Origin of the sequence: Enterobacter sp. MGH 16, from assembly GCF_000493175.1 — a bacterium.
Classification (GTDB): Bacteria; Pseudomonadota; Gammaproteobacteria; order Enterobacterales; family Enterobacteriaceae; genus Enterobacter; species Enterobacter roggenkampii.
Genome location: NZ_KI535695.1, coordinates 814,786 through 837,597, shown reverse-complemented (window position 1 = coordinate 837,597; position 22,812 = coordinate 814,786). Strand labels below are relative to the sequence as shown.

At 52.5% G+C, this 22,812-nt stretch carries 28 protein-coding genes; 16 read left to right on the top strand and 12 right to left on the bottom strand.

What is annotated here, in order from left to right; genetic code table 11:
- The first annotated feature begins 23 nt into the window (after positions 1-23).
- The 8 genes from L362_RS18735 (at position 24) to L362_RS18765 (ending at position 5,370) form a co-directional block, all read left to right on the top strand.
- Entirely contained in the window at positions 24-584 is a 561-nt protein-coding gene (locus L362_RS18735; RefSeq protein WP_008500824.1) for a lipoprotein, read from the top strand.
- A gap of 127 nt (positions 585-711) precedes the next feature.
- Positions 712-1,758, top strand: a complete 1,047-nt coding sequence (gene pyrC, locus L362_RS18740) for a dihydroorotase (protein ID WP_021240774.1) — start codon at positions 712-714, stop codon at positions 1,756-1,758.
- Between the two features lie 74 nt (positions 1,759-1,832).
- Positions 1,833-2,078, top strand: a complete 246-nt coding sequence (gene dinI / locus L362_RS18745) for a DNA damage-inducible protein I (RefSeq protein ID WP_008500826.1) — start codon at positions 1,833-1,835, stop codon at positions 2,076-2,078.
- A gap of 274 nt (positions 2,079-2,352) precedes the next feature.
- Positions 2,353-2,607: a biofilm formation regulator BssS gene (gene bssS / locus L362_RS18750; protein ID WP_008500827.1), complete on the top strand. Its 255-nt coding sequence runs from the start codon at positions 2,353-2,355 to the stop codon at positions 2,605-2,607.
- Between the two features lie 116 nt (positions 2,608-2,723).
- Positions 2,724-3,842: an N-methyl-L-tryptophan oxidase gene (gene solA, locus L362_RS18755; RefSeq protein ID WP_023343749.1), complete on the top strand. Its 1,119-nt coding sequence runs from the start codon at positions 2,724-2,726 to the stop codon at positions 3,840-3,842.
- Between the two features lie 59 nt (positions 3,843-3,901).
- The gene (locus tag L362_RS0122720; protein ID WP_032637634.1) at positions 3,902-4,015 is read left to right on the top strand and encodes a DUF2770 family protein; all 114 of its coding nucleotides are present in this window, start codon (positions 3,902-3,904) and stop codon (positions 4,013-4,015) included.
- Between the two features lie 208 nt (positions 4,016-4,223).
- Positions 4,224-4,790 carry a cytochrome b gene (locus L362_RS18760; RefSeq protein ID WP_023343748.1) on the top strand — a complete coding sequence of 189 codons (567 nt, stop codon included), beginning with the start codon at positions 4,224-4,226 and terminating at the stop codon, positions 4,788-4,790.
- A gap of 1 nt (position 4,791) precedes the next feature.
- Complete coding sequence (locus tag L362_RS18765; protein ID WP_008500830.1) at positions 4,792-5,370, top strand: YceI family protein; 579 nt, start codon at positions 4,792-4,794, stop codon at positions 5,368-5,370.
- Positions 5,371-5,411: 41 nt separating this feature from the next.
- Here L362_RS18765 and L362_RS18770 read toward each other — a convergent pair whose 3' ends face one another.
- Positions 5,412-6,461: an oxygen-dependent tRNA uridine(34) hydroxylase TrhO gene (locus tag L362_RS18770; RefSeq protein WP_008500831.1), complete on the bottom strand. Its 1,050-nt coding sequence runs from the start codon at positions 6,459-6,461 to the stop codon at positions 5,412-5,414.
- A gap of 221 nt (positions 6,462-6,682) precedes the next feature.
- Here L362_RS18770 and L362_RS18775 point away from each other — a divergent pair, with 221 nt between their 5' ends.
- The 3 genes from L362_RS18775 to L362_RS18785 all read left to right on the top strand — a co-directional run bounded on the left by L362_RS18775 (position 6,683) and on the right by L362_RS18785 (position 9,441).
- The gene (locus L362_RS18775; RefSeq protein ID WP_008500832.1) at positions 6,683-7,609 is read left to right on the top strand and encodes a Kdo(2)-lipid IV(A) acyltransferase; all 927 of its coding nucleotides are present in this window, start codon (positions 6,683-6,685) and stop codon (positions 7,607-7,609) included.
- Positions 7,610-7,752: 143 nt separating this feature from the next.
- The gene (gene mdtG / locus L362_RS18780) at positions 7,753-8,970 is read left to right on the top strand and encodes a multidrug efflux MFS transporter MdtG (protein ID WP_023343747.1); all 1,218 of its coding nucleotides are present in this window, start codon (positions 7,753-7,755) and stop codon (positions 8,968-8,970) included.
- A gap of 96 nt (positions 8,971-9,066) precedes the next feature.
- Complete coding sequence (locus L362_RS18785; protein ID WP_008500834.1) at positions 9,067-9,441, top strand: MysB family protein; 375 nt, start codon at positions 9,067-9,069, stop codon at positions 9,439-9,441.
- 6 nt (positions 9,442-9,447) lie between these two features.
- On the opposite strand, the gene L362_RS18790 is transcribed toward L362_RS18785, so the two are convergent.
- The 3 genes from L362_RS18790 to mdoG all read right to left on the bottom strand — a co-directional run bounded on the left by L362_RS18790 (position 9,448) and on the right by mdoG (position 13,834).
- The gene (locus tag L362_RS18790) at positions 9,448-9,675 is read right to left on the bottom strand and encodes a YceK/YidQ family lipoprotein (RefSeq protein WP_008500835.1); all 228 of its coding nucleotides are present in this window, start codon (positions 9,673-9,675) and stop codon (positions 9,448-9,450) included.
- Positions 9,676-9,759: 84 nt separating this feature from the next.
- On the bottom strand, positions 9,760-12,288 hold the full coding sequence (mdoH, locus tag L362_RS18795) for a glucans biosynthesis glucosyltransferase MdoH (RefSeq protein ID WP_023343746.1): 2,529 nt from the start codon (positions 12,286-12,288) through the stop codon (positions 9,760-9,762).
- Positions 12,281-13,834 carry a glucans biosynthesis protein MdoG gene (mdoG, locus tag L362_RS18800; protein ID WP_021240787.1) on the bottom strand — a complete coding sequence of 518 codons (1,554 nt, stop codon included), beginning with the start codon at positions 13,832-13,834 and terminating at the stop codon, positions 12,281-12,283. The genes mdoH and mdoG overlap by 8 nt, the downstream gene beginning before the upstream one ends.
- Before the next feature lie 254 nt (positions 13,835-14,088).
- Here mdoG and mdoC point away from each other — a divergent pair, with 254 nt between their 5' ends.
- Entirely contained in the window at positions 14,089-15,228 is a 1,140-nt protein-coding gene (gene mdoC, locus L362_RS18805; RefSeq protein WP_023343745.1) for a glucans biosynthesis protein MdoC, read from the top strand.
- 34 nt (positions 15,229-15,262) lie between these two features.
- On the opposite strand, the gene ymdB is transcribed toward mdoC, so the two are convergent.
- The 5 genes from ymdB to csgB form a co-directional block, all read right to left on the bottom strand.
- Positions 15,263-15,805, bottom strand: coding sequence for an O-acetyl-ADP-ribose deacetylase (ymdB, locus tag L362_RS18810; RefSeq protein ID WP_008500839.1), 543 nt, complete (start codon positions 15,803-15,805; stop codon positions 15,263-15,265).
- Positions 15,806-15,910: 105 nt separating this feature from the next.
- The gene (locus L362_RS18815) at positions 15,911-16,231 is read right to left on the bottom strand and encodes a type 1 fimbrial protein (protein WP_008500840.1); all 321 of its coding nucleotides are present in this window, start codon (positions 16,229-16,231) and stop codon (positions 15,911-15,913) included.
- 160 nt (positions 16,232-16,391) lie between these two features.
- Positions 16,392-16,724: a curli assembly chaperone CsgC gene (csgC, locus tag L362_RS18820; protein WP_023343744.1), complete on the bottom strand. Its 333-nt coding sequence runs from the start codon at positions 16,722-16,724 to the stop codon at positions 16,392-16,394.
- Between the two features lie 61 nt (positions 16,725-16,785).
- Positions 16,786-17,238, bottom strand: a complete 453-nt coding sequence (gene csgA, locus L362_RS18825; RefSeq protein ID WP_008500842.1) for a curli major subunit CsgA — start codon at positions 17,236-17,238, stop codon at positions 16,786-16,788.
- A gap of 41 nt (positions 17,239-17,279) precedes the next feature.
- Positions 17,280-17,735 carry a curli minor subunit CsgB gene (gene csgB / locus L362_RS18830; RefSeq protein ID WP_008500843.1) on the bottom strand — a complete coding sequence of 152 codons (456 nt, stop codon included), beginning with the start codon at positions 17,733-17,735 and terminating at the stop codon, positions 17,280-17,282.
- A gap of 763 nt (positions 17,736-18,498) precedes the next feature.
- Between csgB and csgD the strand changes: the two genes are divergently transcribed.
- From csgD to csgG, 4 genes are read left to right on the top strand one after another with little or no spacing between them, the layout of a single operon-like run.
- Complete coding sequence (gene csgD, locus L362_RS18835) at positions 18,499-19,149, top strand: biofilm master transcriptional regulator CsgD (protein WP_023327093.1); 651 nt, start codon at positions 18,499-18,501, stop codon at positions 19,147-19,149.
- 4 nt (positions 19,150-19,153) lie between these two features.
- The gene (csgE, locus tag L362_RS18840; protein WP_021240791.1) at positions 19,154-19,543 is read left to right on the top strand and encodes a curli production assembly/transport protein CsgE; all 390 of its coding nucleotides are present in this window, start codon (positions 19,154-19,156) and stop codon (positions 19,541-19,543) included.
- Positions 19,544-19,566: 23 nt separating this feature from the next.
- A complete protein-coding gene (gene csgF / locus L362_RS18845) occupies positions 19,567-19,980 on the top strand; it encodes a curli production assembly/transport protein CsgF (RefSeq protein WP_008500846.1) in 414 nt (137 codons plus the stop codon).
- A gap of 26 nt (positions 19,981-20,006) precedes the next feature.
- Complete coding sequence (csgG, locus tag L362_RS18850; protein ID WP_021240792.1) at positions 20,007-20,840, top strand: curli production assembly/transport protein CsgG; 834 nt, start codon at positions 20,007-20,009, stop codon at positions 20,838-20,840.
- A 43-nt stretch (positions 20,841-20,883) separates the two neighbouring features.
- Here the strand turns inward: csgG and L362_RS18855 are convergent, their stop codons facing one another.
- The 3 genes from L362_RS18855 to L362_RS18865 all read right to left on the bottom strand — a co-directional run bounded on the left by L362_RS18855 (position 20,884) and on the right by L362_RS18865 (position 22,776).
- A complete protein-coding gene (locus L362_RS18855; RefSeq protein WP_072203727.1) occupies positions 20,884-21,366 on the bottom strand; it encodes a DUF1097 domain-containing protein in 483 nt (160 codons plus the stop codon).
- A 96-nt stretch (positions 21,367-21,462) separates the two neighbouring features.
- Complete coding sequence (locus L362_RS18860) at positions 21,463-22,017, bottom strand: TorD/DmsD family molecular chaperone (RefSeq protein WP_023343743.1); 555 nt, start codon at positions 22,015-22,017, stop codon at positions 21,463-21,465.
- Between the two features lie 21 nt (positions 22,018-22,038).
- Complete coding sequence (locus tag L362_RS18865; protein ID WP_023343742.1) at positions 22,039-22,776, bottom strand: phosphatase; 738 nt, start codon at positions 22,774-22,776, stop codon at positions 22,039-22,041.
- Positions 22,777-22,812: the final 36 nt, after the last annotated feature.

Here is a 22,812-nt window from a genome sequence, read left to right as displayed (position 1 = left end):
CCGATTTTTCGTTGAGGAACACTATGAAGAAAATTGTCTTAGCCGCGGCATTGATTGTCAGCGGCCTGCTGGTTGGCTGTAACCAGCTCACGCAATACACCGTCAGTGAACAGGAAATTAATCAGGCGCTGGAAAAACATAACAATTTCTCGAAAGACATTGGCGTACCGGGTCTTGCCGATGCGCATATCGTGCTCACAAACCTCACCAGTCAAATCGGACGTGAAGAGCCAAACAAAGTCACCCTGGCCGGTGATGCGGACCTCGATATGTCCTCCCTCTTTGGCAATCAGAAAGCCAACATCAAGCTCAAGCTGAAGGCACTGCCTGTTTTCAACAAAGAGAAAGGGGCGATTTTCCTGCAGGAGATGGAAGTGGTCGACGCGAAGGTGTCTCCGGACAAGATGGCGCCAGTTCTGCAAACCCTGATGCCCTATCTGAATCAGTCGCTGCGGAATTACTTTAACCAGCAGCCCGCGTACGTCTTAAGCGAAGACAAAAGCAAGGGTGAAGCTCTGGCGAAAAAATATGCAAAAGGCATAGAGGTGAAACCGGGCGAAATTATCATTCCTTTCACCGATTAATCTGAAGGGCGCTGCGGCGCCCTTTTTTTTCACGGAAAAGTGTGCAAACGAAAACGTTTCCGCTTATGATTTGTGTCCGGCAAAAACAGCCATCCTTATGACTGATTCCTGACAAGCCGGAGCTTCCATGACTGCACAACCCCAGGTTCTTAAAATCCGCCGCCCTGACGACTGGCATATCCATCTGCGTGATGGCGATATGCTGAAAACCGTCGTGCCTTATACCAGCGAAATTTATGGCCGCGCGATTGTCATGCCTAACCTGGTGCCACCAGTCACCACCGTCGATGCCGCGATAGCCTATCGCCAGCGCATTCTCGACGCCGTTCCTGCGGGACACGATTTTACCCCGTTGATGACCTGCTATCTGACCGATTCACTGGATCCGAACGAAGTGGAGCGCGGGTTTAACGAAGGCGTCTTTACGGCAGCGAAACTCTACCCGGCGAATGCCACCACCAACTCCAGCCACGGCGTCACCAGCATTGATGCCATTATGCCGGTGCTGGAACGCATGCAGAAACTGGGTATGCCGCTGCTGGTTCACGGCGAAGTAACGCATGCCGAGATTGACATTTTCGACCGCGAAGCCCGTTTTATCGAGACCGTGATGGAGCCTTTGCGCCAGCGCCTGCCGGCGCTGAAGGTGGTCTTCGAGCATATCACCACCAAAGACGCGGCAGAGTACGTGCGTGACGGCAACGATCTTATCGCCGCCACCATTACGCCACAGCACCTGATGTTTAACCGTAACCACATGCTGGTGGGCGGGGTGCGCCCTCACCTCTACTGCCTGCCTATTCTTAAGCGCAACATCCACCAGCAGGCGCTGCGCGAGCTGGTCGCCAGCGGGTTCTCCCGCGCGTTCCTCGGTACCGATTCCGCGCCTCACGCCCGCCATCGTAAAGAGGCGAGCTGCGGCTGCGCGGGCTGCTTCAACGCCCCAACGGCGCTTGCCAGCTACGCAACCGTGTTTGAAGAGATGAACGCGCTGGAACATTTCGAAGCATTCTGCTCCCTTAACGGCCCGCGCTTCTACGGCCTGCCGGTCAACGACACCTTCATCGAACTGGAGCGTAAAGCGAGCCACGTTGAGGAGTCCATTGCGCTGACGGACGACACGCTGATCCCCTTCCTGGCGGGTGAAACCGTAAGCTGGACGGTAAAACGTTAAAAAATCAGTGCCCCTTGTTGTCAAACTGATAATATACCTGTATAAATAAACAGTATATTACACAGGGGGCATTTATGCGTATTGAAGTCACCATAGCCAAAACTACCGTTCTGCCTGCCGGCGCGCTTGATGCACTGGCAGGCGAATTATCCCGTCGTATTAACAACACCTTTCCCGACAACGCGGGTGCCGTCACGGTACGTTACGCCGCGGCGAACAACCTCTCCGTCATTGGCGCCGCAAAAGAAGATAAAGATCGCATCAGCGAAATCCTCCAGGAAACGTGGGAAAGCGCTGACGACTGGTTCATCACGGATTAACACTGCTCCCTCATTGTGTTTTTTTGCCGGGTCGCCCCGGCTTTTTTTTGCCTCATAATCCTGTAAGTTCAAAATAATTCGGCATCTTCTTTAAAAATCGTGAACGAGATGGTGTTTTATTGTTCGAACAATCCTAAAAAGCAGAAAAATGTGTTGCCACCTGTTTATTTTTCCCTTCGGAACCCTTATTACTTGGTATACTGAAGTTGCTTTCAGAAAAACATGCATTGAACCTCAAAGCCGTTGTCTTCTAACACGCATTAAGGGGGTTATAATGGAAAAGAATAGTGAAGTCATCCAGACCCACCCACTTGTTGGCTGGGATATCAGTACCGTAGATAGCTACGATGCGCTGATGCTGCGTTTGCACTACCAGACCCCAAATCAACTCAACCGTGAAGAAGCGGAAGTTGGACAGACGCTGTGGCTAACAACAGACGTCGCCCGTCAGTTTATTTCTATTTTAGAAGCAGGTATTGCAAAAATAGAATCTGGCGACTACCAGGAAAATGAGTATAAACGGCACTAAGCTTATGCCCACTTTTCTCTCTACAGGCACCCTCGCGGTGCCTTATTTATTTCTCCCTTGTCTAACCCCGCGTTGTTAATTACTCTGCTAACAAAACATCAGTTTATGAGATGCATATGAGATACGACTTAATCATTATTGGCAGCGGCTCCGTAGGATCTGCCGCAGGCTATTACGCAACACAGGCAGGTCTGAAGGTTCTGATGATCGATAGCCATCTGCCTCCTCATTCGGAAGGCAGCCATCATGGCGATACCCGCCTCATCCGCCATGCGTACGGTGAAGGTGAACGCTACGTTCCGCTGGTGCTTCGCGCCCAGACGCTGTGGGATGAACTGGCGAAACAGACCGAAGATCGTATTTTCGAGCGTACTGGCGTCATCAACCTGGGTCCGGCACATTCTGCGTTTCTCGCTGGCGTCGAACGCAGCGCGAAAGCGTTTAATCTGGACGTTGAGAAGCTGGACGCGACGGGCATTACCGCACGCTGGCCCGAAATTACCGTCCCGGACGATTATATTGGCCTCTTTGAAGCCCACTCCGGGGTGCTCCATTGCGAAACGGCGATCAAAACCTGGATCGAGCTTGCTGCGAAGGCAGGCTGCGCGCAGCTATTCAACTGTCTGGTAGAGGCCATCACCCATGATGATAATGGCGTCACGGTCACCACTATTGACGGCGATTATTCAGCGTCCCGCCTGCTGGTCAGCGCAGGTACCTGGGTTACCCGCCTGCTGCCCGATCTGCCGATCCAGCCGGTGCGCAAGGTCTTCTCCTGGTTCCAGTCGGATGGTCGTTACAGCGCCCAGAATAAATTCCCGGCCTTCACCGGCGAATTACCCAACGGCGACCAGTTCTACGGCTTCCCGTCAGAAAAAGACGCGCTGAAAATCGGTAAACACAACGGCGGCCAGGCGATCTCCTCCCCTGAAGAGCGTAAACCTTTCGGCGCCTTCCCACAGGATGGTTCAGAGGCCTTCTCGTTCCTGCGCACTATTCTTCCGGGCATTGGCGGCTTGCTGTATGGCGCGGCCTGTACCTACGACAATACGCCGGATGAAGACTTTATCATTGATACACTGCCGGGGCATGACAACACCCTGCTCATCACCGGACTGAGCGGCCACGGCTTTAAGTTTGCTTCCGTGCTGGGTGAAATCGCCGCGCAGTTTGCCCAGGGCATTGCGCCGCAGTTTGATCTGACGCCCTTCTCCCTCTCGCGTTTTAACGGATAATCCGCACGGGCTCCGGAGGTCACGGGGCCCGCTTCATTCACACCGCATGTTGGGGCGTTATGCGCAAGATCGTTAGCTGTCTGATGAATAATATTCGCGAGCATTTTATGCTCTATCTCTTATTGTGGGCGCTGCTGGCCATTATTGATTTTGTTTACATTGTATTTTACTGAAAACCCAGACTGACAATAATTGACATTACTTTATCTTTATTGAAACTTATAATTTCATCTTGCACGAAGAGATTGAATTAGCGTTAGCGATCCTTTTCAAAATTGCTGAAATAAATAAAATAAAAATCAATAGCCAATTATTTCAGTTGCAATATCCCGCCTTCCCGTTCATTTTTACTTTCCGGTTAATTTGAAAATGGACATTCTGATGCAATGGCGTAACTCCTCCCGGCGCTACGGAATAATATCCATAGGTTTGCACTGGATATTTGCTCTTGCCGTCTACGGTATGTTTGGACTTGGACTCTGGATGGTCACGCTCAGCTATTACGATGGCTGGTATCACCAGGCGCCGGAATTGCATAAAAGCATTGGTGTCCTGCTGATGCTGGGGCTGGTTTTCCGCGTGATCTGGCGGCACATTTCCCCGCCGCCCGCCGCGCAAAAGACTCACAGCAAATTTACCCGCGTCAGTGCAGTCGCCGCGCATATTGCCCTTTATGCGCTGCTGTTTGCCATCCTGATTAGCGGCTATCTTATTTCGACGGCTGACGGTAAGCCGATTAACGTTTTTGGCCTGTTCGAGGTTCCGGCAACCCTTAGCGATGCCGGCGCTCAGGCCGACACGGCGGGGGTTGTTCACCTCTGGCTCGCCTGGAGCGTGGTGATTCTGTCCGTGCTGCACGGGCTTGCCGCCCTCAAACACCATTTTATTGATAAAGACGATACGCTAAAGCGCATGCTTGGCCGCTCGTCAGTTGACTCTGGAGCATAAAATGAAAAAACACCTGCTGGGTATCGCACTGGGTTCTCTGTTATTCACCGCCGGCTCCGCCGTGGCGGCGGATTATAAAATTGATAAAGAGGGCCAGCACGCTTTCGTCAATTTCCGTATTCAGCACCTGGGATATAGCTGGCTGTACGGCACCTTTAAGGATTTTGACGGCACATTCACCTTTGACGAAAAAAATCCCGCAGCCGATAAAGTCAATGTGACCATTAATACAAACAGCGTCGACACGAACCACGCAGAGCGCGATAAACACCTGCGCAGTGGGGAATTCCTCAACGTCGCGAAATTCCCGCAGGCGACCTTCACTTCTACTGAGGTGAAGAAAGAGGGTGATAAGCTGAATATTACCGGCAACCTGACGCTTAACGGCGTAACCAAACCGGTCACGCTTGATGCGAAATTACTGGGCCAGGGTGACGATCCGTGGGGCGGTAAACGCGCAGGCTTCGAAGCGGCAGGGAAAATTCACCTGAAAGATTTTAATATCACAACGGATTTAGGCCCGGCGTCTCAGGACGTGGAGCTGATTATTTCCGTTGAAGGTGTACAGCAGAAATCATAATAACGTCGCCCGGCAGGCTTTTGCCGTGCCGGGCGTTATTATCATTCCGGGTCAGGGATACCCAGTTTGGTATTCAGACGACCGCGAGATTTATTGAAAATCTTGTTGCCGTTTTCACGTCCTGCGCGACGGCGACGCTGCTCTTCTTCCGGCAGGATGCTCTCTTCACTGCACAGCTCGCTACAGCAACCGTTAAACTTCTCGGCACAGGCCGGGCACTGAATGAACAGCAGATGACAACCGTCGTTTTTGCAGTTGGTGTGGGTATCGCACGGCGCGCCGCACTGGTGGCACTGGGCGATGACGTCATCCGAAATACGTTCACCCATACGCTCGTCAAAGACAAAGTTTTTCCCGATAAAGCGTACCGGCAGCCCCTGTTCACGGGCGCGGCGAGCGTACTCAATAATGCCGCCTTCAATGTGCCAGACTTTATTGAAGCCGTTGTGCTTCATCCACGCGCTGGCTTTCTCACAGCGGATACCGCCGGTGCAGTACATAACGATCTTTTTATCTTTATGCTCCTGCATCATCTCAACCGCTTTCGGCAACTGCTCGCGGAAGGTATCCGCCGGAATCTCCATCGCATTCTCGAAATGCCCCACTTCATACTCATAGTGGTTACGCATATCGATGAACACGGCATCCGGATCGTCCAGCATCGCATTCACTTCCGCCGCCTTCAGATATTCACCGACGTCCGCCGGGTTAAACTCCGGATCGTCGATACCGTCCGCCACGATGCGTTCACGCACCTTCATGCGCAGCACCCAGAAGGATTTCCCGTCATCATCCAGGGCAATGTTCAGGCGTAAGCCGTTAAGGGCCGGGTCAAATTGATAAAGTACGTCGCGGAAGGCGCTGACTTTGCTTTCCGGTACGCTAATCTGTGCGTTGATGCCTTCACGGGCAAGGTAGACGCGGCCGAAGACGTTCAGCGCCGTGAACGCCTGATAAAGCGCATCTCGGGTCGCCTGCGGATCGTCGATCGTGAAGTATTTATAGAATGAGATGGTTGTGCGCGGTTCGGTTTCAGCCAACATACGCGCTTTTAACATCTCGTTCGAAACGCGGTTGTGTAACACTGGCATGGTGTACAGTCCTGGAGTCGTTAGAGAGAATGAAAAATCGGTCGGCATCATATAGCAAACAAAACCAATTTACATCCACACAATTTACGCTACATTTCACACACCCTGATTAATCAGGATTAACAATTGCTGTATTCGTGCACGCTTCGAAAGCAGATATTTTGGCTACGCCTCAAAAAATGAGACACTAGCGAAACAGGACGTTTGAACACAGGAAAGACATGACCCAGTTACCAAAATTTACTGCCGCCCTTTTGCATCCCCGCTATTGGTTGACCTGGCTTGGCATCGGCTTTTTATGGCTTCTGGTACAGCTTCCCTACCCTGTTATTTTTCGGTTGGGTAAATTTCTGGGCCGTTTCGCACAACTGTTTATGAAGCGTCGCGCCAGAATCGCGTACCGCAACCTTGAGCTGTGTTTTCCGCAGATGAGCGACTCAGAGCGTCACAATATGGTCGCGAAGAACTTCGAATCCGTTGGGATGGGCCTTATGGAAACCGGCATGGCGTGGTTCTGGCCGGACAAACGCATGGCTCGCTGGAGCGAGGTAACGGGAACCGGCATGGATCCCGTGCATACGCTTCAGGCCAACCAGACGGGCGTTCTGCTGATCGGCGTCCATTTTCTGACGCTCGAAATCGGGGCGCGTATGTTCGGCATGCAGGCGCCCGGCATTGGCGTTTATCGCCCTAACGATAACCCGGTCATCGATTTAATCCAGACCAACGGCCGCATGCGCTCCAACAAAAGCATGATCGACCGTAAAGATCTGAAGGGAATGATCCGTGCGCTGAAATCCGGCGAAGTGGTCTGGTATGCCCCCGACCACGACTATGGCCCACAGGCCAGCGTTTTTGTCCCCTTCTTCGCCGTTGAAGAGGCCGCCACAACCACCGGCACCTGGATGCTGGCGCGGATGTCCAAAGCCGCCATCGTACCCTTTGTTCCCCGCCGCAAGCCTGACGGTTCGGGCTACGAGTTGATGATGCTGGAACCGGAACTCGCGCCGCCGCTTGACGATGCAGAAACCACCGCGCGCTGGATGAACGGTATCGTAGAGAAATGCATCATGCTCGCACCCGAGCAGTACATGTGGTTGCACCGCCGCTTTAAAACGCGGCCAAAAGGCACGCCGTCCCGCTATTGATTTTCAGGATGCGATCCTCAGGGTCGCATCCTGTTTTAGCTTTAAAAGCTCCCCCTCATTGCGGCAATCATAACCCAGGCGCATAATTAGCAGGCTTATTACTTCTTGCTTCAGGTGCTCAGCACCTCATTATGCGGATTGTTATGTCACCTTCAGATGCCCCCATAAACTGGAAGCGTAACCTCACGGTTGCGTGGCTTGGCTGTTTTCTCACCGGCGCGGCGTTTAGCCTGGTCATGCCTTTTCTGCCGCTCTATGTTGAACAGCTGGGCGTGACGGGCCATAGCGCGCTCAATATGTGGTCCGGCCTGGTATTCAGCATCACGTTCCTGTTCTCCGCGATAGCCTCGCCCTTCTGGGGCGGCCTTGCCGACCGCAAGGGGCGTAAAATCATGCTGCTGCGCTCGGCGCTGGGGATGGCCATTATCATGGCGCTGATGGGCGTGGCGCAGAACGTCTGGCAGTTCCTGATTTTGCGCGCGTTGCTGGGTTTGCTGGGAGGATTTATTCCCAATGCCAATGCCCTGATTGCCACGCAAATTCCTCGCCATAAGAGCGGCTGGGCGCTGGGCACGCTCTCAACCGGCGGCGTAAGCGGTGCCCTGCTGGGGCCACTGGCCGGCGGACTCATGGCCGATAGCTATGGCCTGCGTCCGGTGTTCTTTATCACCGCCTGCGTGCTGTTCCTGTGCTTTGTTGTCACCCTGCTCTGTATTCGGGAAAACTTCACGCCCGTTGCGAAGAAAGAGATGCTACACGCCAGGGAGGTGCTGACCTCGCTTAAAAATCCCAGACTGGTGCTGAGCCTGTTCGTGACGACCCTGATTATTCAGGTCGCAACCGGATCGATTGCCCCTATCCTCACGCTGTACGTTCGCGATCTGGTGGGGAACGTCAGCAATATCGCGTTTATCAGCGGGCTGATTGCGTCCGTGCCCGGGGTGGCGGCGCTGCTTAGCGCGCCGAGGCTGGGGAAACTGGGGGACCGCGTCGGTCCGGAAAAAATTCTGATCTGTGCGCTGGTGATCTCCGTCCTGCTGCTGATCCCCATGTCGATGGTGCACTCTCCGTGGCAGCTGGGCTTACTTCGCTTTTTGCTTGGTGCCGCCGACGGGGCGTTGCTGCCCGCCGTACAGACCCTGCTGGTTTACAACTCCACGAACCAGATTGCCGGGCGGATCTTCAGCTATAACCAGTCATTTCGCGACATCGGTAACGTCACCGGACCGCTTCTCGGGGCGAGCATCTCCGCCAGCTTCGGTTTTCGCGCCGTCTTTATCGTGACGGCGGGCGTGGTACTGTTTAATGCAATTTATTCGTGGTTCAGTTTATCCCGCGCGTTACGGCCAGTGGCGGAATAAGACGAACGCCTGACGCTTATTTTCGCATTCATACTTGCAGAATCAGATATTCAGCTATTCTTTCCCTGAAACCTTCTGGAAAACAGGGAGACACCAATGACTATGTACGCCACGCTGGAAGAAGCTATTGATGCCGCTCGTGAAGAGTTCCTCGCCGACAACCCTGGCGTTGAAGAAGAAGATGCTGACGTGCAACAACTTAATATCCAGAAATACGTTCTGCAGGATGGGGATATTATGTGGCAGGCCGAATTCTTTGCCGATGAAGGTGAAGAAGGGGAATGCCTGCCGGTCCTGAGCGGTGAAGGTGCGCAGGCCGTCTTTGATGGCGACTATGATGAAATCGAACTGCGGCAGGAATGGCTGGAAGAGAACACATTGCACGAGTGGGATGAGGGCGAATTTCAGCTCGAGCCACCGCTGGATACGGAAGAAGGTCAAACCGCAGCCGATGAGTGGGACGAGCGTTAATTTACGCTACTCGTAAGGGCCGTGGCTGGCATCGATCGGCAGCAGCAGCGTGTCGAAAATTAGCGAGAATGGCAGATCCAGCACGGTGAGGTAGCGCCATGCGGAGTCACGGAGATCCCATTTCACGCCCGGGTAATACTGATTCCCGTGGCCCTGCCCTGGAATGGTGCGGCTGATGATGCTGCCGCAGCCGCTGAGCAGGCATGCCATCAGAACGACGATGATGATTCTCATGAGTAACCTCTAAAAAAATACCGGCGATTATGCCGGTATTTTAGTTGGCGGGAGGCGCTTCGCTTACCTGCCCTACTTAACCACTTACTTCGCCTTCAACGCCAGCGGGTTCAGCTTCAGTTCTTTATAGTAGTTTACCCACGAAGAGTATCGCTCCGGAGCGGACCATACGCGGAAGTGAAGACGCGCCATCGTAACCGGGTCGCTCAACAGGACCAGACGACGGTCACGGTTGAGTTTTTCCGGGGTCTCGTTCAGCGCCTGCTCAACGTGACGATCGCGGGCAATCTCCAGCACCTGGCTGGCGCGGTGACGCGCCGTCGCCATTGCCGTCGCCAGGGCGTTGAATGACGGGTTAAACACGGCGTGCATAAAGCCGTCATCCAGCGTGCGATTGCGGTTCTGCTCGAGATAACGATCGGTGTCTACCAGCACCTGCGGCGGGGAATACTCTTCCGGGATCAGGAACAGCTTCCAGCGTTTGGTCCGCAGCCCCACCGTCGAACGGCTGGAGATCACGGAGACAAACGGCGACAGGATCAGCGAGAAGACAATCGGCGCCAGCCAGAACAGGAAGCGCAGATCCAGCCACGCCATCCCGGCCGCCCACACCAGACCCAGCAGCAGCTGAGAACCATGGCGCATAAAGGCTTCGCTCCACGGCGTGGAGTCGTCATCACGCTGCGGTGAGTTCCAGACCACTTCCCAGCCCAGGAACGCACTGACCACGAACACGGTGTGGAACAGCATACGCACCGGTGCCAGCAGCACGGAGAACAGCACTTCCAGCAGCAGTGAAAGGGTCACGCGGAAGAAACCGCCGTATTCTTTCGAGCCTTTGCACCAGATCAGGATGATGCTGAGCAGCTTAGGCAGGAACAGCAGCACCATGGTGGAGGCAAACAGCGCAATCGCCAGTTCCGGACGCCACTGCGGCCACACCGGGAACAGCTGGCGCGGCTGCAGGAAGTATTGCGGTTCCGTCAGGGCATGCACGACCTGCAGCGCTGTGGAGAGCGCAAGGAACATAAACCACAGCGGTGCGGAGAGATACGACATCACGCCCGTCAGGAACACCGCGCGGTGAACCGGGTGCATCCCTTTCACCAGGAACAGGCGGAAGTTCATCAGGTTACCGTGACACCAGCGGCGGTCACGCTTGAGCTCGTCCAGCAGGTTCGGCGGCAGCTCTTCGTACGATCCCGGCAGGTCGTAGGCAATCCAGACGCCCCATCCAGCACGACGCATCAGCGCCGCTTCCACGAAGTCATGTGACAGAATAGAACCAGCAAACGAACCCTCGCCCGGCAGCGGCGCCAGCGCACAGTGCTCAATAAACGGCTTCACGCGGATGATGGCGTTGTGACCCCAGTAGTGGGATTCACCCAGCTGCCAGAAGTGCAGGCCCGCCGTAAACAGCGGCCCGTAAACACGGGTGGCGAACTGCTGACAGCGCGCATAGAGCGTGTCCATACCGGACGCTTTTGGCGAAGACTGAATGATACCCGCGTTCGGGTTGGCTTCCATCAGACGCACCAGACCGCTCAGGCAGTCACCGCTCATGACGGAGTCAGCATCCAGCACCACCATGTAGCTGTACTGGTTACCCCAGCGGCGGCAGAAGTCATCGATGTTACCGCTTTTACGCTTCACACGACGGCGGCGGCGGCGGTAGAAGATCTGCCCTTCGCCCTGCACTTCTGCAATCAGCTCCATCCACGCTTTTTGTTCTGCCACGCAGATATCCGGGTTGTAACTGTCGCTCAGGATGTAAACGTCGAAATGCTCCGCGTTGCCGGTCGCCTTCACGGACTCCCAGGTGGCACGCAGGCCCGCAAACACGCGGTCAACGTCTTCGTTACAGATAGGCATAATCAGCGCGGTACGGTGCTCAGGATTGAGGGGTTCATCCCCGACCGTTGACGCCGAAATGCTGTATTTGTCACGCCCCATCAGCAGCTGCAGGAAGCCCATCAGCGCGGTCCAGAAACCGGCCGAGACCCAGCAGAAGAGAACCGCGAACAGCAGAAGGATGCCGCTCTGCAGGATATACGGCAGCAGCTGCATGAAGGAGACCCAGAGATCCTGGCCCATCATGTCCATCGGGTTGATGAACGCCCAGCCCTGATACGGCAGGATGGTTTTCATATACCAGGTCGCGACGACCGTCTGCGCCAGCGTCAACAGCAGCAGGATGTAGCGACGGATGGTCCCCACGGTACGCCATTTCTGTTCGGAAGCCTGCTCTTCTTTCGTCAGGCGTGACAGATAGCGCGGCGTCACATCACGCCCGCGCAGGCGATCCCAGAAGCGGCCCACCGGGTTGGTGCGCCACGGATCGGGGAACATTGAGGAACGCGTGGCCTTCGGCATCGCCTGAAGCTGATCGCGCCCTTCGTCGTCTTTAATCAACTGCCCTTCTGCCAGCGAGTCCGGCCAGGCCTGCTCCAGACGTGCCTTTACTGACCCCAGCGGCGTATCATCATCACGGGAAAACTGACGATGTTCACCATCCAGCGCGGTGTGAACCGCGCGGATGTCGCTCTTAGGCAGTGCCGCTTTTTCGATATCCGTCAGCGGCATGGCATCAATATATTCAGATGTATTATTCATTGGCAGGTAGCTGATAGCTCCAGGTTTCACTCAGCGGCTGATCGTTACTGACCAGCGCAGCACGCATTTCAGTGGTCTGTTTCGGATCTTTCACTTTCACGCGCAGGGTCAGACGCCAGCCTTTGGTTACCGGGTTGTAACGCACGGTATTCTCAACGATTTCACCGTTATCACCGATGCTGGCCTGAGCGGCAACGGCGGTGTCCGGTGACAGTTTCTTCATATCCTGGCCTGTAAAGTCCACGACAAAGGCCACGGTACCGTCAGGCTGACGGATAAGATTAGACTGCTTCACATCACCCGTTGAACGGCGAGTCTGCATCACATACGCGTTATCCGGCGCATGCAGCTTATCTTCGTCGCGGCTGAAGGTGATGGTGTACTTGAAGTTCATCTCTTTACCGGCTTCCGGCAGCTGATCCGGCGTCCAGTAAGCCACGATGTTATCGTTGGTTTCGTCGTTGGTTGGAATCTCAACCAGCTCAACCTTACCTTTACCCCAGTCACCGTTTGGCGTGACCCAGGCGCTTGGACGCTGGTCATAGCGGTCGTCCAAATCTTCAAAGCGGGAGAACTGACGGCCACGCTGCAGCAGGCCAAAACCTTGCGGGTTTTCCATCGCGAAGCTGCTCACCGCCAGATGTTTCGGGTTGTTAAGCGGACGCCAGATCCACTCTCCGTTACCGGCATGAATAGACAGACCGTTGGAGTCGTGCAGTTCCGGGCGGAAGTTAGTGGCCGGAGACGGCTGGTTCGGCCCAAACAGGAACATGCTGGTCAGTGGTGCAACGCCCAGTTTGCCCACTTTATCACGCAGGTAAACCTTGGACTGCACGTCAACCACGGTGTCACGACCCGGCATAATCACAAAGCGATAGGCGCCGGTCGCACGCGGTGAATCCAGCAGCGCGTAAATGGTCAGACGTTTATCCGTTGGTTTTGGACGTTCAATCCAGAACTCACGGAAACGTGGGAATTCTTCACCTGATGGCAGCGCGGTATCAATCGCCAGTCCGCGCGCAGAAAGCCCGTATACCTGCCCCGCGCCAATCACGCGGAAATAGCTGGCACCAAGCATGCTGACGATTTCGTCGTTTTTATCTTTGCTGTTGATCGGGTAAAGCACCTTAAAGCCTGCGAAGCCCAGGTCTTTCACCGTATCTTTATCGTGTTGCACATTGCCAAAATTGAAGTAATCCGGGCTGTATTTGATCTTACGTACCGCTGTGGCCGTCACTTCGTTGATGGCAACAGGCGTGTCGAAATACATACCCTGATGATAAAACTCAAGCTTGAACGGGGTCTTGATGTTGCTCCAGTAGGCTTTGTCGTGATTGAACTGGATCTGCTGATAGTCCGCATATTTCATATCGCGGAAAACGGAGGGCAAGTTACTTTTCGGCGCTTCGTAGCTCTTGCCAGCCATCGATTTTGCCTGTTTTGCGACATCGTCGATGTTAAAGGCCAGTGCCGATGAGGTATACAGTGATAACACCACTGCAGCACCTAACCAACGCATTTTCATCATCTGTGGTTTATGTTTCATAATAAGTAAGCACTTCCCCCTTTGTGTGCTTATATCGATCCGATCCATTTTAATGGAAACTCAGGCAATCCGACAACATTATCACTGCTTTGTTCAGCTGCTGGCTCATGGATTAAGCAAATGAAAGAACCCATTATTCACTTTGCGTGCTTATCCTGGAGACAGGGTGTCGGTCTTGGTGTAGGGTTGCTTTCGAATGTAACCATTATGAGTCTTAGGGATAAGACGAAAAGTCTGAGAATGCACAACGTTATATGAGCACAACACCAACAGAACGTGAATATTTCCTCGACTCGATCCGGGCATGGCTGATGCTATTGGGGATCCCTTTTCACATATCACTGATTTACTCCAGCCACACCTGGCATGTGAATAGCCAGATGCCCTCCTGGTGGCTGACGCTGTTTAATGACTTTATTCACGCCTTCCGTATGCAGGTGTTTTTTGTCATCTCCGGCTATTTCTCTTACATGCTGTTTCTGCGATACCCGCTTAAACGCTGGTGGAAGGTGCGCGTCGAGCGCGTGGGGATCCCCATGCTGACCGCAATTCCGCTACTGACGCTGCCTCAGTTCATTATGCTGCAGTACGTCAAAGGCAAAGCGGAAAACTGGCCGAATCTGTCACTGTATGAAAAGTACAACACGCTGGTCTGGGAGCTGGTGTCTCACCTGTGGTTCCTGCTGGTCCTGGTGGTGCTTACCACGGTGAGCCTGTTCATTTTCAGCCGCCTGCGTCATCACCTGAGTTCGAGAGCTGACGCCTTTTCCGCCACCGTTACGCTGGGCAAACTGTCGGTGCTCTTCTTGCTGTTGGGTATCGCTTACGCCGCGGTGAGACGCATCCTGTTTATCGTCTATCCACCGATACTGAGCGACGGTCTGTTTAATTTTGTGGTGATGCAGTCCCTTTTCTACATTCCGTTCTTTTTAATCGGCGCGCTGGCGTTTATTTACCCGAAGCTGAAAGCGCTGTTTACTACCCCGTCACCGTGGTGTGCTGTAGGTGCGGCCATCGCGTTCGCGGCCTATCTGCTGAACCAGCGCTACGGGAGCGGTGACGCCTGGATGTACGAAACGGAAAGCGTGATCACCATGCTGCTGGGTTTATGGATGGTGAACGTAGTATTCGCGCTCGGCCACCGCCTGCTGAACTTTAAGTCCAGCCGCGTGACCTACTTTGTGAATGCGTCGCTGTTTATTTATCTGGTGCATCACCCGCTCACGCTCTTCTTCGGGGCTTACATCACCCCGCATATCGCCTCTAACACGCTGGGCTTCTTTACCGGTCTGGTGTTTGTCGTGGGGATTGCGATCGTGCTCTATGAAATCCACCTGCGGATCCCGCTTCTGCGTTTCCTCTTCTCAGGAAAACCTCAGGTAAAAGCCTCATAAACAACCGCGGCGCACTCAGTGCGCCGCGTTTGCTTCAGGTGTCCAGTTCCTGCCCGCGCTGGGTCAGCAACCGTTGATAAAGGTGGGTGGTTTCTTCATCGAAACAGACAAAGATTACTTTCTCAGGCATCGGTTTTAGCGACAGATAGCGGTAAACGGTGTCGACGGCGATCGTAGCGGCAGCCGCCTTAGGATAGCCATACACCCCCGTACTGATGGCCGGGAACGCCATTGTTTTATAGCCGTTGTCGGCAGCCAGCCGCAGACAGTTTCGGTAAGCCTCTTCCAGAATACTCGCCTCGTGCCGATCGCCACCGTGCCAGACAGGCCCTACGGCGTGGATCACCGCTTTGGCAGGCAGATCGCCCGCAAGCGTAATGACCGCATGGCCGGGAGGACATTCGCCCTGCTGTTGCCGTACGGTTTTGCAGGCTTCCAGCAGCTGCGGTCCTGCAGCCCGGTGGATAGCCCCGTCCACACCGCCTCCCCCCATCAGGGAGGGATTGGCCGCATTGACGATGACGTCGACGTGCATGGTCGTAATATCACCATGAATAACTTCAATTTGCGGTTTCATAAAGCCCCTCTGCAACCCGCCTTTTTATTAAGTGTATCGCAGGGCTGCCCGGGAGAAAAAACTATCAGAAAAAATCCTCTTCCGCACAAAGCGGAAGAGAGAGCGCTATCGATACTGGATTTCGACAACCGCGAGCGTTTTTTCAGGGTTAAGGTATTTCATGCGGAGCGACACCAGATCTGAATCGGACACTTTGCCATTAAGCGCCTCTTCATAACTGACCATGCGCGTTTGCATACGATTATTATCCGGACAGGACATAGCAAACTGTCTTTGCTGCGGCGTAACTTCACAGGGGTCTGCAACAATGGCACCGCGAAAATGAATAACGCCACCGTTCACAATGGTAGCCGAATAAACCGGGAGGCTAAAAACAGAAACAATCAGGCCCAGACCCGTCACGAGTCGAGCGAAAGAGTGGTTCATTATCGGTACTCCTCAATGAAAATCGTCCTTGAGGGGTAAACGCACTTCATTATGACAAACGAAGTCTCACGTTAAGGAACATAATGACCTGATCCCTGATATCAGCATAGCTCAACGGCACGGACCCGCCACATTCGCAACACATTGATTTCATGAATGATTAAAGCGAACGTTCCGCTGGCGACCACTGCTGTGATAAATGAAGCGATTTACCGTCTGAAACGGTGACAACGATTTTTACCGTGTCTCCCGCATTAATATTTAAACTCAGGCGCATTAAATCAATCGTCTGATTAGCGGGTATAAAAAGGGTATTTTGCTGTCGGGACGAACTTTGTCCCCCCTGCCCTTCCCGAACGGAAACAATCTGAACCTGACAATCACACGGCTGCGCCAGGGTGACCTGAGGAATAATGGTGGTCATATTTTCCTGCTGCGACGTTTTGAAAGTTATCTGGCTGGAAAGCGCGGCAAGAAGAATTAAGGTATTCATGATGAACTCCCGAAAAAAAACAGGGCATCAGCCCTGTTTTTTTGTAGCACAGATTTCAGTATCAGTACTGATGAGCTGTCGCGTGGTTACCAAAGCCAATCTGGGTAACGTTGACAGTAGAGTTAGAGGCAGTCTGGTCGACGAGGGCGCCGTTAAAGCCGCCGGACTGGCTAACGTTCATAACAGATTTTTTGCTGTTCCACTGATCCAGTGTTGCACTGTTGCCAAATCCTTTCTGGGTCAGGTTGATTTTACTGTCATCAGAACCCTGACCAACGTCAGCGCCGTTACCGCCACCTTTCTGGGTAATATTCAGCACGGAATTTCTGGCGTCTGTCTGCAGAGCAACCGCGGAGTTACCGCCACCGTCCTGATAAATATTCAGGGTTGAATTTGGGCCACTGTATCCGCCATGACCATGCCCATGGCCCCAGCCGCCCTGATTAATAGAACCCGCCATAGCACTACCAGAAACTACGATTGCTGCAAGCGCTGCCACTTTGAGAAATTTCATGGTAAACCCCCATCGGATTGATTAAAATCGTCGCGAATGCGCTAATGTTGAATAACGTTAATCGCCATTTGCGACTGTTTCTGCACTACAACTGCGGTTTTCTGCGTACCGTACTGCGTAATATTTGCTCTATTACCCGACCCTTTCTGGATAATTTTCGCGCTATTACCGTATCCCTCTTGCGTAATACCTGCATCATTCGCGGTACCGCTCTGATCGATCCAGGCTATATTGTAACTCCCTGATTGATCAACTCTTGCTCTGTTGCCCGCCCCATCCTGTGAAACAATGGACAAGAGTTTTGAACCTTCCTGGCGAACCTGAGCGTCATTAAAAACACCCTGTTGACCAATAATGGCTGCCTGATTGAGTGATGAAAGACTTAATTCGTTAACCGCAAAGTTATATTCAGCATTGGCTAAATCTGAATTCGCTGCGGTTACAAATCCAGGCGCACCCAGTAATGTAAACACCATAAATAACGATGTGTATTTCATGTTGTCACCCTGGACCTGGTTATTTAATCACGCCATAACCTATAACCGTGTTACTTGTAAAAACGATGCATATTGTGTTAACGCGTCGTTACGGTGAAGAGTATGTCCGCTGAAACATTTTAAATATCTCACCCGCGCGGCTTATTTTTATTTTTCGGATCACCACAAAGTCGTAATTTACGACAAAAATCACTTTACTCAGGCCAGCTTATATTTTTTATTTCCCCTGTCCAACAATCAGGTTGTACAACGAGGCGAAGGCTGTCCACGCGTCTTCTCGCGTTGTTTAAACGTAACGGCAGAAGGACACTTTTTCACAGTCGTGACACGAAGCCCGTTTTCTTAAGCCAGACAACCGCGCATTTATGGGCTTAGAAATAATCTGTACCTCATACTGTTTTATCGTTCGCATAAAATAATAAATACATCTAATAATCAATGAGATATAAATATTTGTATGATTTTTAAAAACTGTGCATCTCTATTTATGTGTACAACTTTCTCATCATTTCTCGCCATTCATCACAAGTGATTTTCACAAATTAATATTGATTTTTACATTCGGTTACATGTTTAACACTTGCTTTAAACTTCGTAAAAGCTAGATTGAAATTAGATGTACGAAATTGGTTTTATATTTACCTCCCCGTGGAGGTTATGGTCTGATTCTACACACAGCAGTGCAACATCTGTCAGTACTTCTGGTGTCCTCTATTAAACAGGAGGACAGCTGCCAGGTGCCAAAAAAAAGTGGGGTTTCATCATGTATAATGAAGTCCATAGTTTACATGGTCATACATTACTGTTGATCACAAAACCTTCTTTGCAAGCGACAGCGTTATTACAACATTTAAAGCAATCTTTATCACTGAACGGGAAATTGCATAATATTCAACGTTCTTTTGATGATATTGCACCTGGCAGCATCATTCTGTTCGATATGATAGAAGCTGATAAAAAGCTCATCCATTACTGGCAAGATATTTTAAGCAGGAAAAACAATAATATCCGCGTGCTATTATTGAATACGCCTGATGAATATCCTTTCAGGGATATTGAAAGCTGGCCGCATATCAATGGCGTGTTCTACGTCACGGAAGAAGAAGACCGGGTAGTTGAGGGTCTGCAAGGCATATTGCGCGGAGAGTGTTATTTTTCGCAAAAGCTGGCCAGCTACCTCATCACGCACTCCGGAAATTATCGCTATAACAGCTCAGAGTCAGCACTGCTCACGCACCGTGAGAAAGAGATCCTGAATAAGTTACGCATTGGTGCTTCAAATATTGAAATCGCCCGTTCGTTATTTATCAGCGAAAATACGGTAAAGACGCACCTTTATAATCTTTTCAAGAAGATAGCTGTAAAAAACCGAACTCAGGCGGTTTCGTGGGCAAACGATAACCTCAGGCGTTAATCACATGAAGCGCACGTTGAGTTGGATCGCCGCAGCGAGTTTCCTGCTCGCTGCCGGGAATCTGAAGGCCGTCGAGGTCGAAGTTCCCGGATTGTTAACAGACCACACTGTCTCATCGGTCGGGCACAGTTTTTATCGAGCCTTCAGTGACAAATGGGACAGTACTTATACCGGAAATATAACAATCAACGAGCGGCCCAGTGCACGATGGGGAAGTTGGATAACAATAACGACCAATCAGTACGTTATTTATCAAACGTTTTTATTCCCCACTAAAATGGACTTCGATAAAAACGTAGCCCTGGCACTGGCCCAATCAGAAGACGCTATTAATCGCCTGCAAATAGATAAAGCCCTATTAAGCACCAGCGATTTAGCTAAAGACGAGTTCTAGCGAACCGATATGCGGAGGCTGTCATGCGTATTGCATATGCAGTTGTTTCGATAATGCTAATAACACCTATAAGCTGGGCCGGAAATATGACGTTTCAGTTCCGTAACCCTAACTTTGGCGGTAACCCTAACAACGGCGCCTTTCTGCTGAATGAAGCGCAGGCGCAAAACTCCTATAAGGACCCAAGCTTAAAGGATTTTAGCGTTGATACTCCATCCGCACTGGACAACTTCACTCAGGCTATCCAGTCGCAGATTTTAGGCGGGTTACTGACCAACATTAATACCGGCAAACCCGGCAGAATGGTGACCAACGATTTTATCGTTGATATCGCCAACACCGATGGACAGCTTCAGCTGAACGTGACCGATCGTAAAACCGGAAGGATCTCCACTATTCAGGTTTCCGGTCTACAAAGTAATTCAACTGACTTTTAAACAATAGCTAAATAAGGACAACGATCATGCAGCGCTTCCTGATATTTGTTGCAGTGTGCTTATTGAGCGGTTGTTTAACTGCTCCACCTAAAGAAGCTGCAAAACCAACATTAATGCCTCGGGCCCAGAGTTATCGTGATTTAACGCATTTACCTGCTCCAACGGGGAAAATATTTGTCTCCGTATACAACATTCAGGATGAAACCGGGCAATTCAAACCTTACCCGGCAAGTAACTTCTCCACGGCCGTGCCGCAAAGTGCCACCGCGATGCTGGTTACCGCGCTCAAGGATTCGCACTGGTTTATTCCGCTGGAACGTCAGGGTCTTCAGAACCTGTTGAATGAACGGAAAATCATTCGTGCCGCACAGGAGAATGGTACCGTCGCGGCCAATAACCGCACGCCTCTGGAATCTCTGGCGGCAGCGAACGTGATGATTGAAGGATCGATTATTGGTTACGAAAGTAACGTTAAATCGGGTGGGGCGGGCGCGCGGTACTTCGGTATCGGTGCGGATACCCAGTACCAGCTCGACCAAATCGCCGTTAACCTGCGTGTGGTCAACGTCAGTACAGGCGAAGTGCTCTCTTCGGTGAACACCAGCAAAACCATCCTGTCTTATGAAGTTCAGGCAGGGGTATTCCGCTTCATCGATTACCAGCGTTTGCTGGAGGGTGAAATTGGCTACACCTCTAACGAGCCGGTCATGATGTGTCTGATGTCGGCCATTGAAACCGGCGTGATCTTCTTAATCAACGACGGTATTGACCGCGGGCTGTGGGATCTGCAAAACAAAGCAGACGTGCAGAACCCGATACTGGTGAAATACCGCGATATGTCAGTCCCTCCGGAATCCTGACAGGAAGCGCATAAAAAAGGCGAGATGATTATCTCGCCTTTTTTTATTCGCTCACCGCCGTGATGTCTTGCGCTTTTTCCCGCCGCGACGCCAGCCAAAGACCGCTGTTTTTCATGGCATAGCCAAACAGCAATCCCAGCGCCAGAGAAGGAACGACCAGCTTCCAGTCACCCTGCCCTGCAAAGGTCGCGCACGCCCCGATAAAGGTGCCCGGCACAAACGAAAGCAGGAGATGCTTAGCCTGAATACACATCAGGAAGGCAACAACGCCCGTCATGATGTACCCCAGCATCTCCAGATGCGGCGCCAGCGCGCTGCCTTTCATGATCACCAGCGCCCAGATCACCCCGCTCATCAGCGTGCAGCCTGAGATAAAGAGCCCTTTGACGCCCCCCTGCGGGCAGGCGAAATAGGCCGTACAGCCAAGGAATCCAGCCCAGCTGAGCAATCCGAGAGACACGGCCACCCATCCCCAGAGCCCGGAGAGAATGCCCGTTGTTATTGCGATACAAAGTAATATGTTCATGGCGCGCATCTTAGCAGAAGCGCACCATAGAAATGCGATCAGAAGCACATTATGTGCAAATTGAAATGCGGCGTTGCAGGATTTATGTGATCTAAGTCACTCTTCATTCTCTTCTTCCAGCTCATCCCACATCGCCGCAATTGCGTCGCGGGTCAGCGGTGCCAGCGTTCTCCAGAATGGCGAGGCGGCGTGGGCTTCGACTTTCCCAAGGAATGTTCCGACCCACGGCAGCAGGTACGTTTCGAAAAGCGTTTCGATAGCTTCGTTCTCATCATCCCCGGCGTTATCTTCAATCCAGGAAGCGGCCAGCAGCAGCGTACCGAAATGATCCGCAGGCGTATCGCTCAGCGGCATACCGCGCGCGGAGAGGAAAGCACGGACTTCCGCTTCCGTCGCCCCTTCCTGCCAGGCAGAACGGTATGGCGAAACGCGGCACTCATCGCCGACGAACAGCGCATTGTAATCGGTCGCAATCTGCTGCATGTCGCAGCTTTTTTGCAGACGCGCCAGTAAATCATCCTGTTCCAGCGGCCAGTTCTCCGCCAGCTTACCTTCACGAATCAACGTAAAGAGCGGAACCAACAGCGGGTCTTGCGGCTGGCGATAATAGAGCGTACCCAGCACGCGGCAAAGGATGGAAAACTCGTTCATTTTTATTATTCCATTACACAATTAAAGATCGGCAAATTCGGCAATCGGCTCCATGCCGCGCGATTCGAGGAAATCGAGCATGCGGCGCGGAGTCACGTTCAGGATTTGCGGTTCCGGGAAGTTAACGTCATTCAGCACTTTCAGGCACTCGCTGAAATCACCCAGCGTAAAGGCGGTATGGGAATCCGAACCCAACGCCACCATGCCGCCCGCATCGCGTACGGCGGCGGCCACTTCGCGGCAGTTGGCTTCACTGCCCTTGCGCGAGTGAACAAAGGAGGAGTTATTAATCTCCAGCGCCACGCGGTGCTTCGCTGCCGCCTGCGCGACAGCCTGAATATCAATCGGGTACTTCGGGTTGCCGGGGTGGCTGATAATGTGCACATTGCCGCTGGCAATGGTGGCAATCATCGCCGCGGTGTTGGTCTCTTTATCCTGAGGTGCAAAAACCGGCTCGTGGAAACCGGCGAGGATAAGATCCAGAGACGTCAGCATCGGCCCGGTGCAGTCGATCTCACCGTCGGTATTTTTGATATTCGCCTCGATGCCGCGCAGTATCCCAATGCCGTCCACCAGACGTGGCCAGATCCGCATATTCACAAAATGCCAGTAGTGCGGCGCATCCGCCATGTCCGGACCATGATCGGTGATCGCGAACAGCTTAATGCCTTTCAGCTTCGCCTGGGCGATATAATCATGGAGGTTGCTATACGCGTGGGTACTGGCGACGGTGTGCATATGCAGGTCAACGGGATACATCTCTCTCTCCTCTGCGGTTTTTCCAAAGGATAGCAG

Bases quoted from the DNA above. Each gene is read 5' to 3' on its own strand.
- L362_RS18735 (WP_008500824.1), top strand. From the start codon at position 24: ATGAAGAAAATTGTCTTAGCCGCGGCATTGATTGTCAGCGGCCTGCTG.
- pyrC (WP_021240774.1), top strand. From the start codon at position 712: ATGACTGCACAACCCCAGGTTCTTAAAATCCGCCGCCCTGACGACTGG.
- dinI (WP_008500826.1), top strand. From the start codon at position 1,833: ATGCGTATTGAAGTCACCATAGCCAAAACTACCGTTCTGCCTGCCGGC.
- bssS (WP_008500827.1), top strand. From the start codon at position 2,353: ATGGAAAAGAATAGTGAAGTCATCCAGACCCACCCACTTGTTGGCTGG.
- solA (WP_023343749.1), top strand. From the start codon at position 2,724: ATGAGATACGACTTAATCATTATTGGCAGCGGCTCCGTAGGATCTGCC.
- L362_RS0122720 (WP_032637634.1), top strand. From the start codon at position 3,902: ATGCGCAAGATCGTTAGCTGTCTGATGAATAATATTCGCGAGCATTTT.
- L362_RS18760 (WP_023343748.1), top strand. From the start codon at position 4,224: ATGCAATGGCGTAACTCCTCCCGGCGCTACGGAATAATATCCATAGGT.
- L362_RS18765 (WP_008500830.1), top strand. From the start codon at position 4,792: ATGAAAAAACACCTGCTGGGTATCGCACTGGGTTCTCTGTTATTCACC.
- L362_RS18770 (WP_008500831.1), bottom strand. From the start codon at position 6,461: ATGCCAGTGTTACACAACCGCGTTTCGAACGAGATGTTAAAAGCGCGT.
- L362_RS18775 (WP_008500832.1), top strand. From the start codon at position 6,683: ATGACCCAGTTACCAAAATTTACTGCCGCCCTTTTGCATCCCCGCTAT.
- mdtG (WP_023343747.1), top strand. From the start codon at position 7,753: ATGTCACCTTCAGATGCCCCCATAAACTGGAAGCGTAACCTCACGGTT.
- L362_RS18785 (WP_008500834.1), top strand. From the start codon at position 9,067: ATGACTATGTACGCCACGCTGGAAGAAGCTATTGATGCCGCTCGTGAA.
- L362_RS18790 (WP_008500835.1), bottom strand. From the start codon at position 9,675: ATGAGAATCATCATCGTCGTTCTGATGGCATGCCTGCTCAGCGGCTGC.
- mdoH (WP_023343746.1), bottom strand. From the start codon at position 12,288: ATGAATAATACATCTGAATATATTGATGCCATGCCGCTGACGGATATC.
- mdoG (WP_021240787.1), bottom strand. From the start codon at position 13,834: ATGAAACATAAACCACAGATGATGAAAATGCGTTGGTTAGGTGCTGCA.
- mdoC (WP_023343745.1), top strand. From the start codon at position 14,089: ATGAGCACAACACCAACAGAACGTGAATATTTCCTCGACTCGATCCGG.
- ymdB (WP_008500839.1), bottom strand. From the start codon at position 15,805: ATGAAACCGCAAATTGAAGTTATTCATGGTGATATTACGACCATGCAC.
- L362_RS18815 (WP_008500840.1), bottom strand. From the start codon at position 16,231: ATGAACCACTCTTTCGCTCGACTCGTGACGGGTCTGGGCCTGATTGTT.
- csgC (WP_023343744.1), bottom strand. From the start codon at position 16,724: ATGAATACCTTAATTCTTCTTGCCGCGCTTTCCAGCCAGATAACTTTC.
- csgA (WP_008500842.1), bottom strand. From the start codon at position 17,238: ATGAAATTTCTCAAAGTGGCAGCGCTTGCAGCAATCGTAGTTTCTGGT.
- csgB (WP_008500843.1), bottom strand. From the start codon at position 17,735: ATGAAATACACATCGTTATTTATGGTGTTTACATTACTGGGTGCGCCT.
- csgD (WP_023327093.1), top strand. From the start codon at position 18,499: ATGTATAATGAAGTCCATAGTTTACATGGTCATACATTACTGTTGATC.
- csgE (WP_021240791.1), top strand. From the start codon at position 19,154: ATGAAGCGCACGTTGAGTTGGATCGCCGCAGCGAGTTTCCTGCTCGCT.
- csgF (WP_008500846.1), top strand. From the start codon at position 19,567: ATGCGTATTGCATATGCAGTTGTTTCGATAATGCTAATAACACCTATA.
- csgG (WP_021240792.1), top strand. From the start codon at position 20,007: ATGCAGCGCTTCCTGATATTTGTTGCAGTGTGCTTATTGAGCGGTTGT.
- L362_RS18855 (WP_072203727.1), bottom strand. From the start codon at position 21,366: ATGAACATATTACTTTGTATCGCAATAACAACGGGCATTCTCTCCGGG.
- L362_RS18860 (WP_023343743.1), bottom strand. From the start codon at position 22,017: ATGAACGAGTTTTCCATCCTTTGCCGCGTGCTGGGTACGCTCTATTAT.
- L362_RS18865 (WP_023343742.1), bottom strand. From the start codon at position 22,776: ATGTATCCCGTTGACCTGCATATGCACACCGTCGCCAGTACCCACGCG.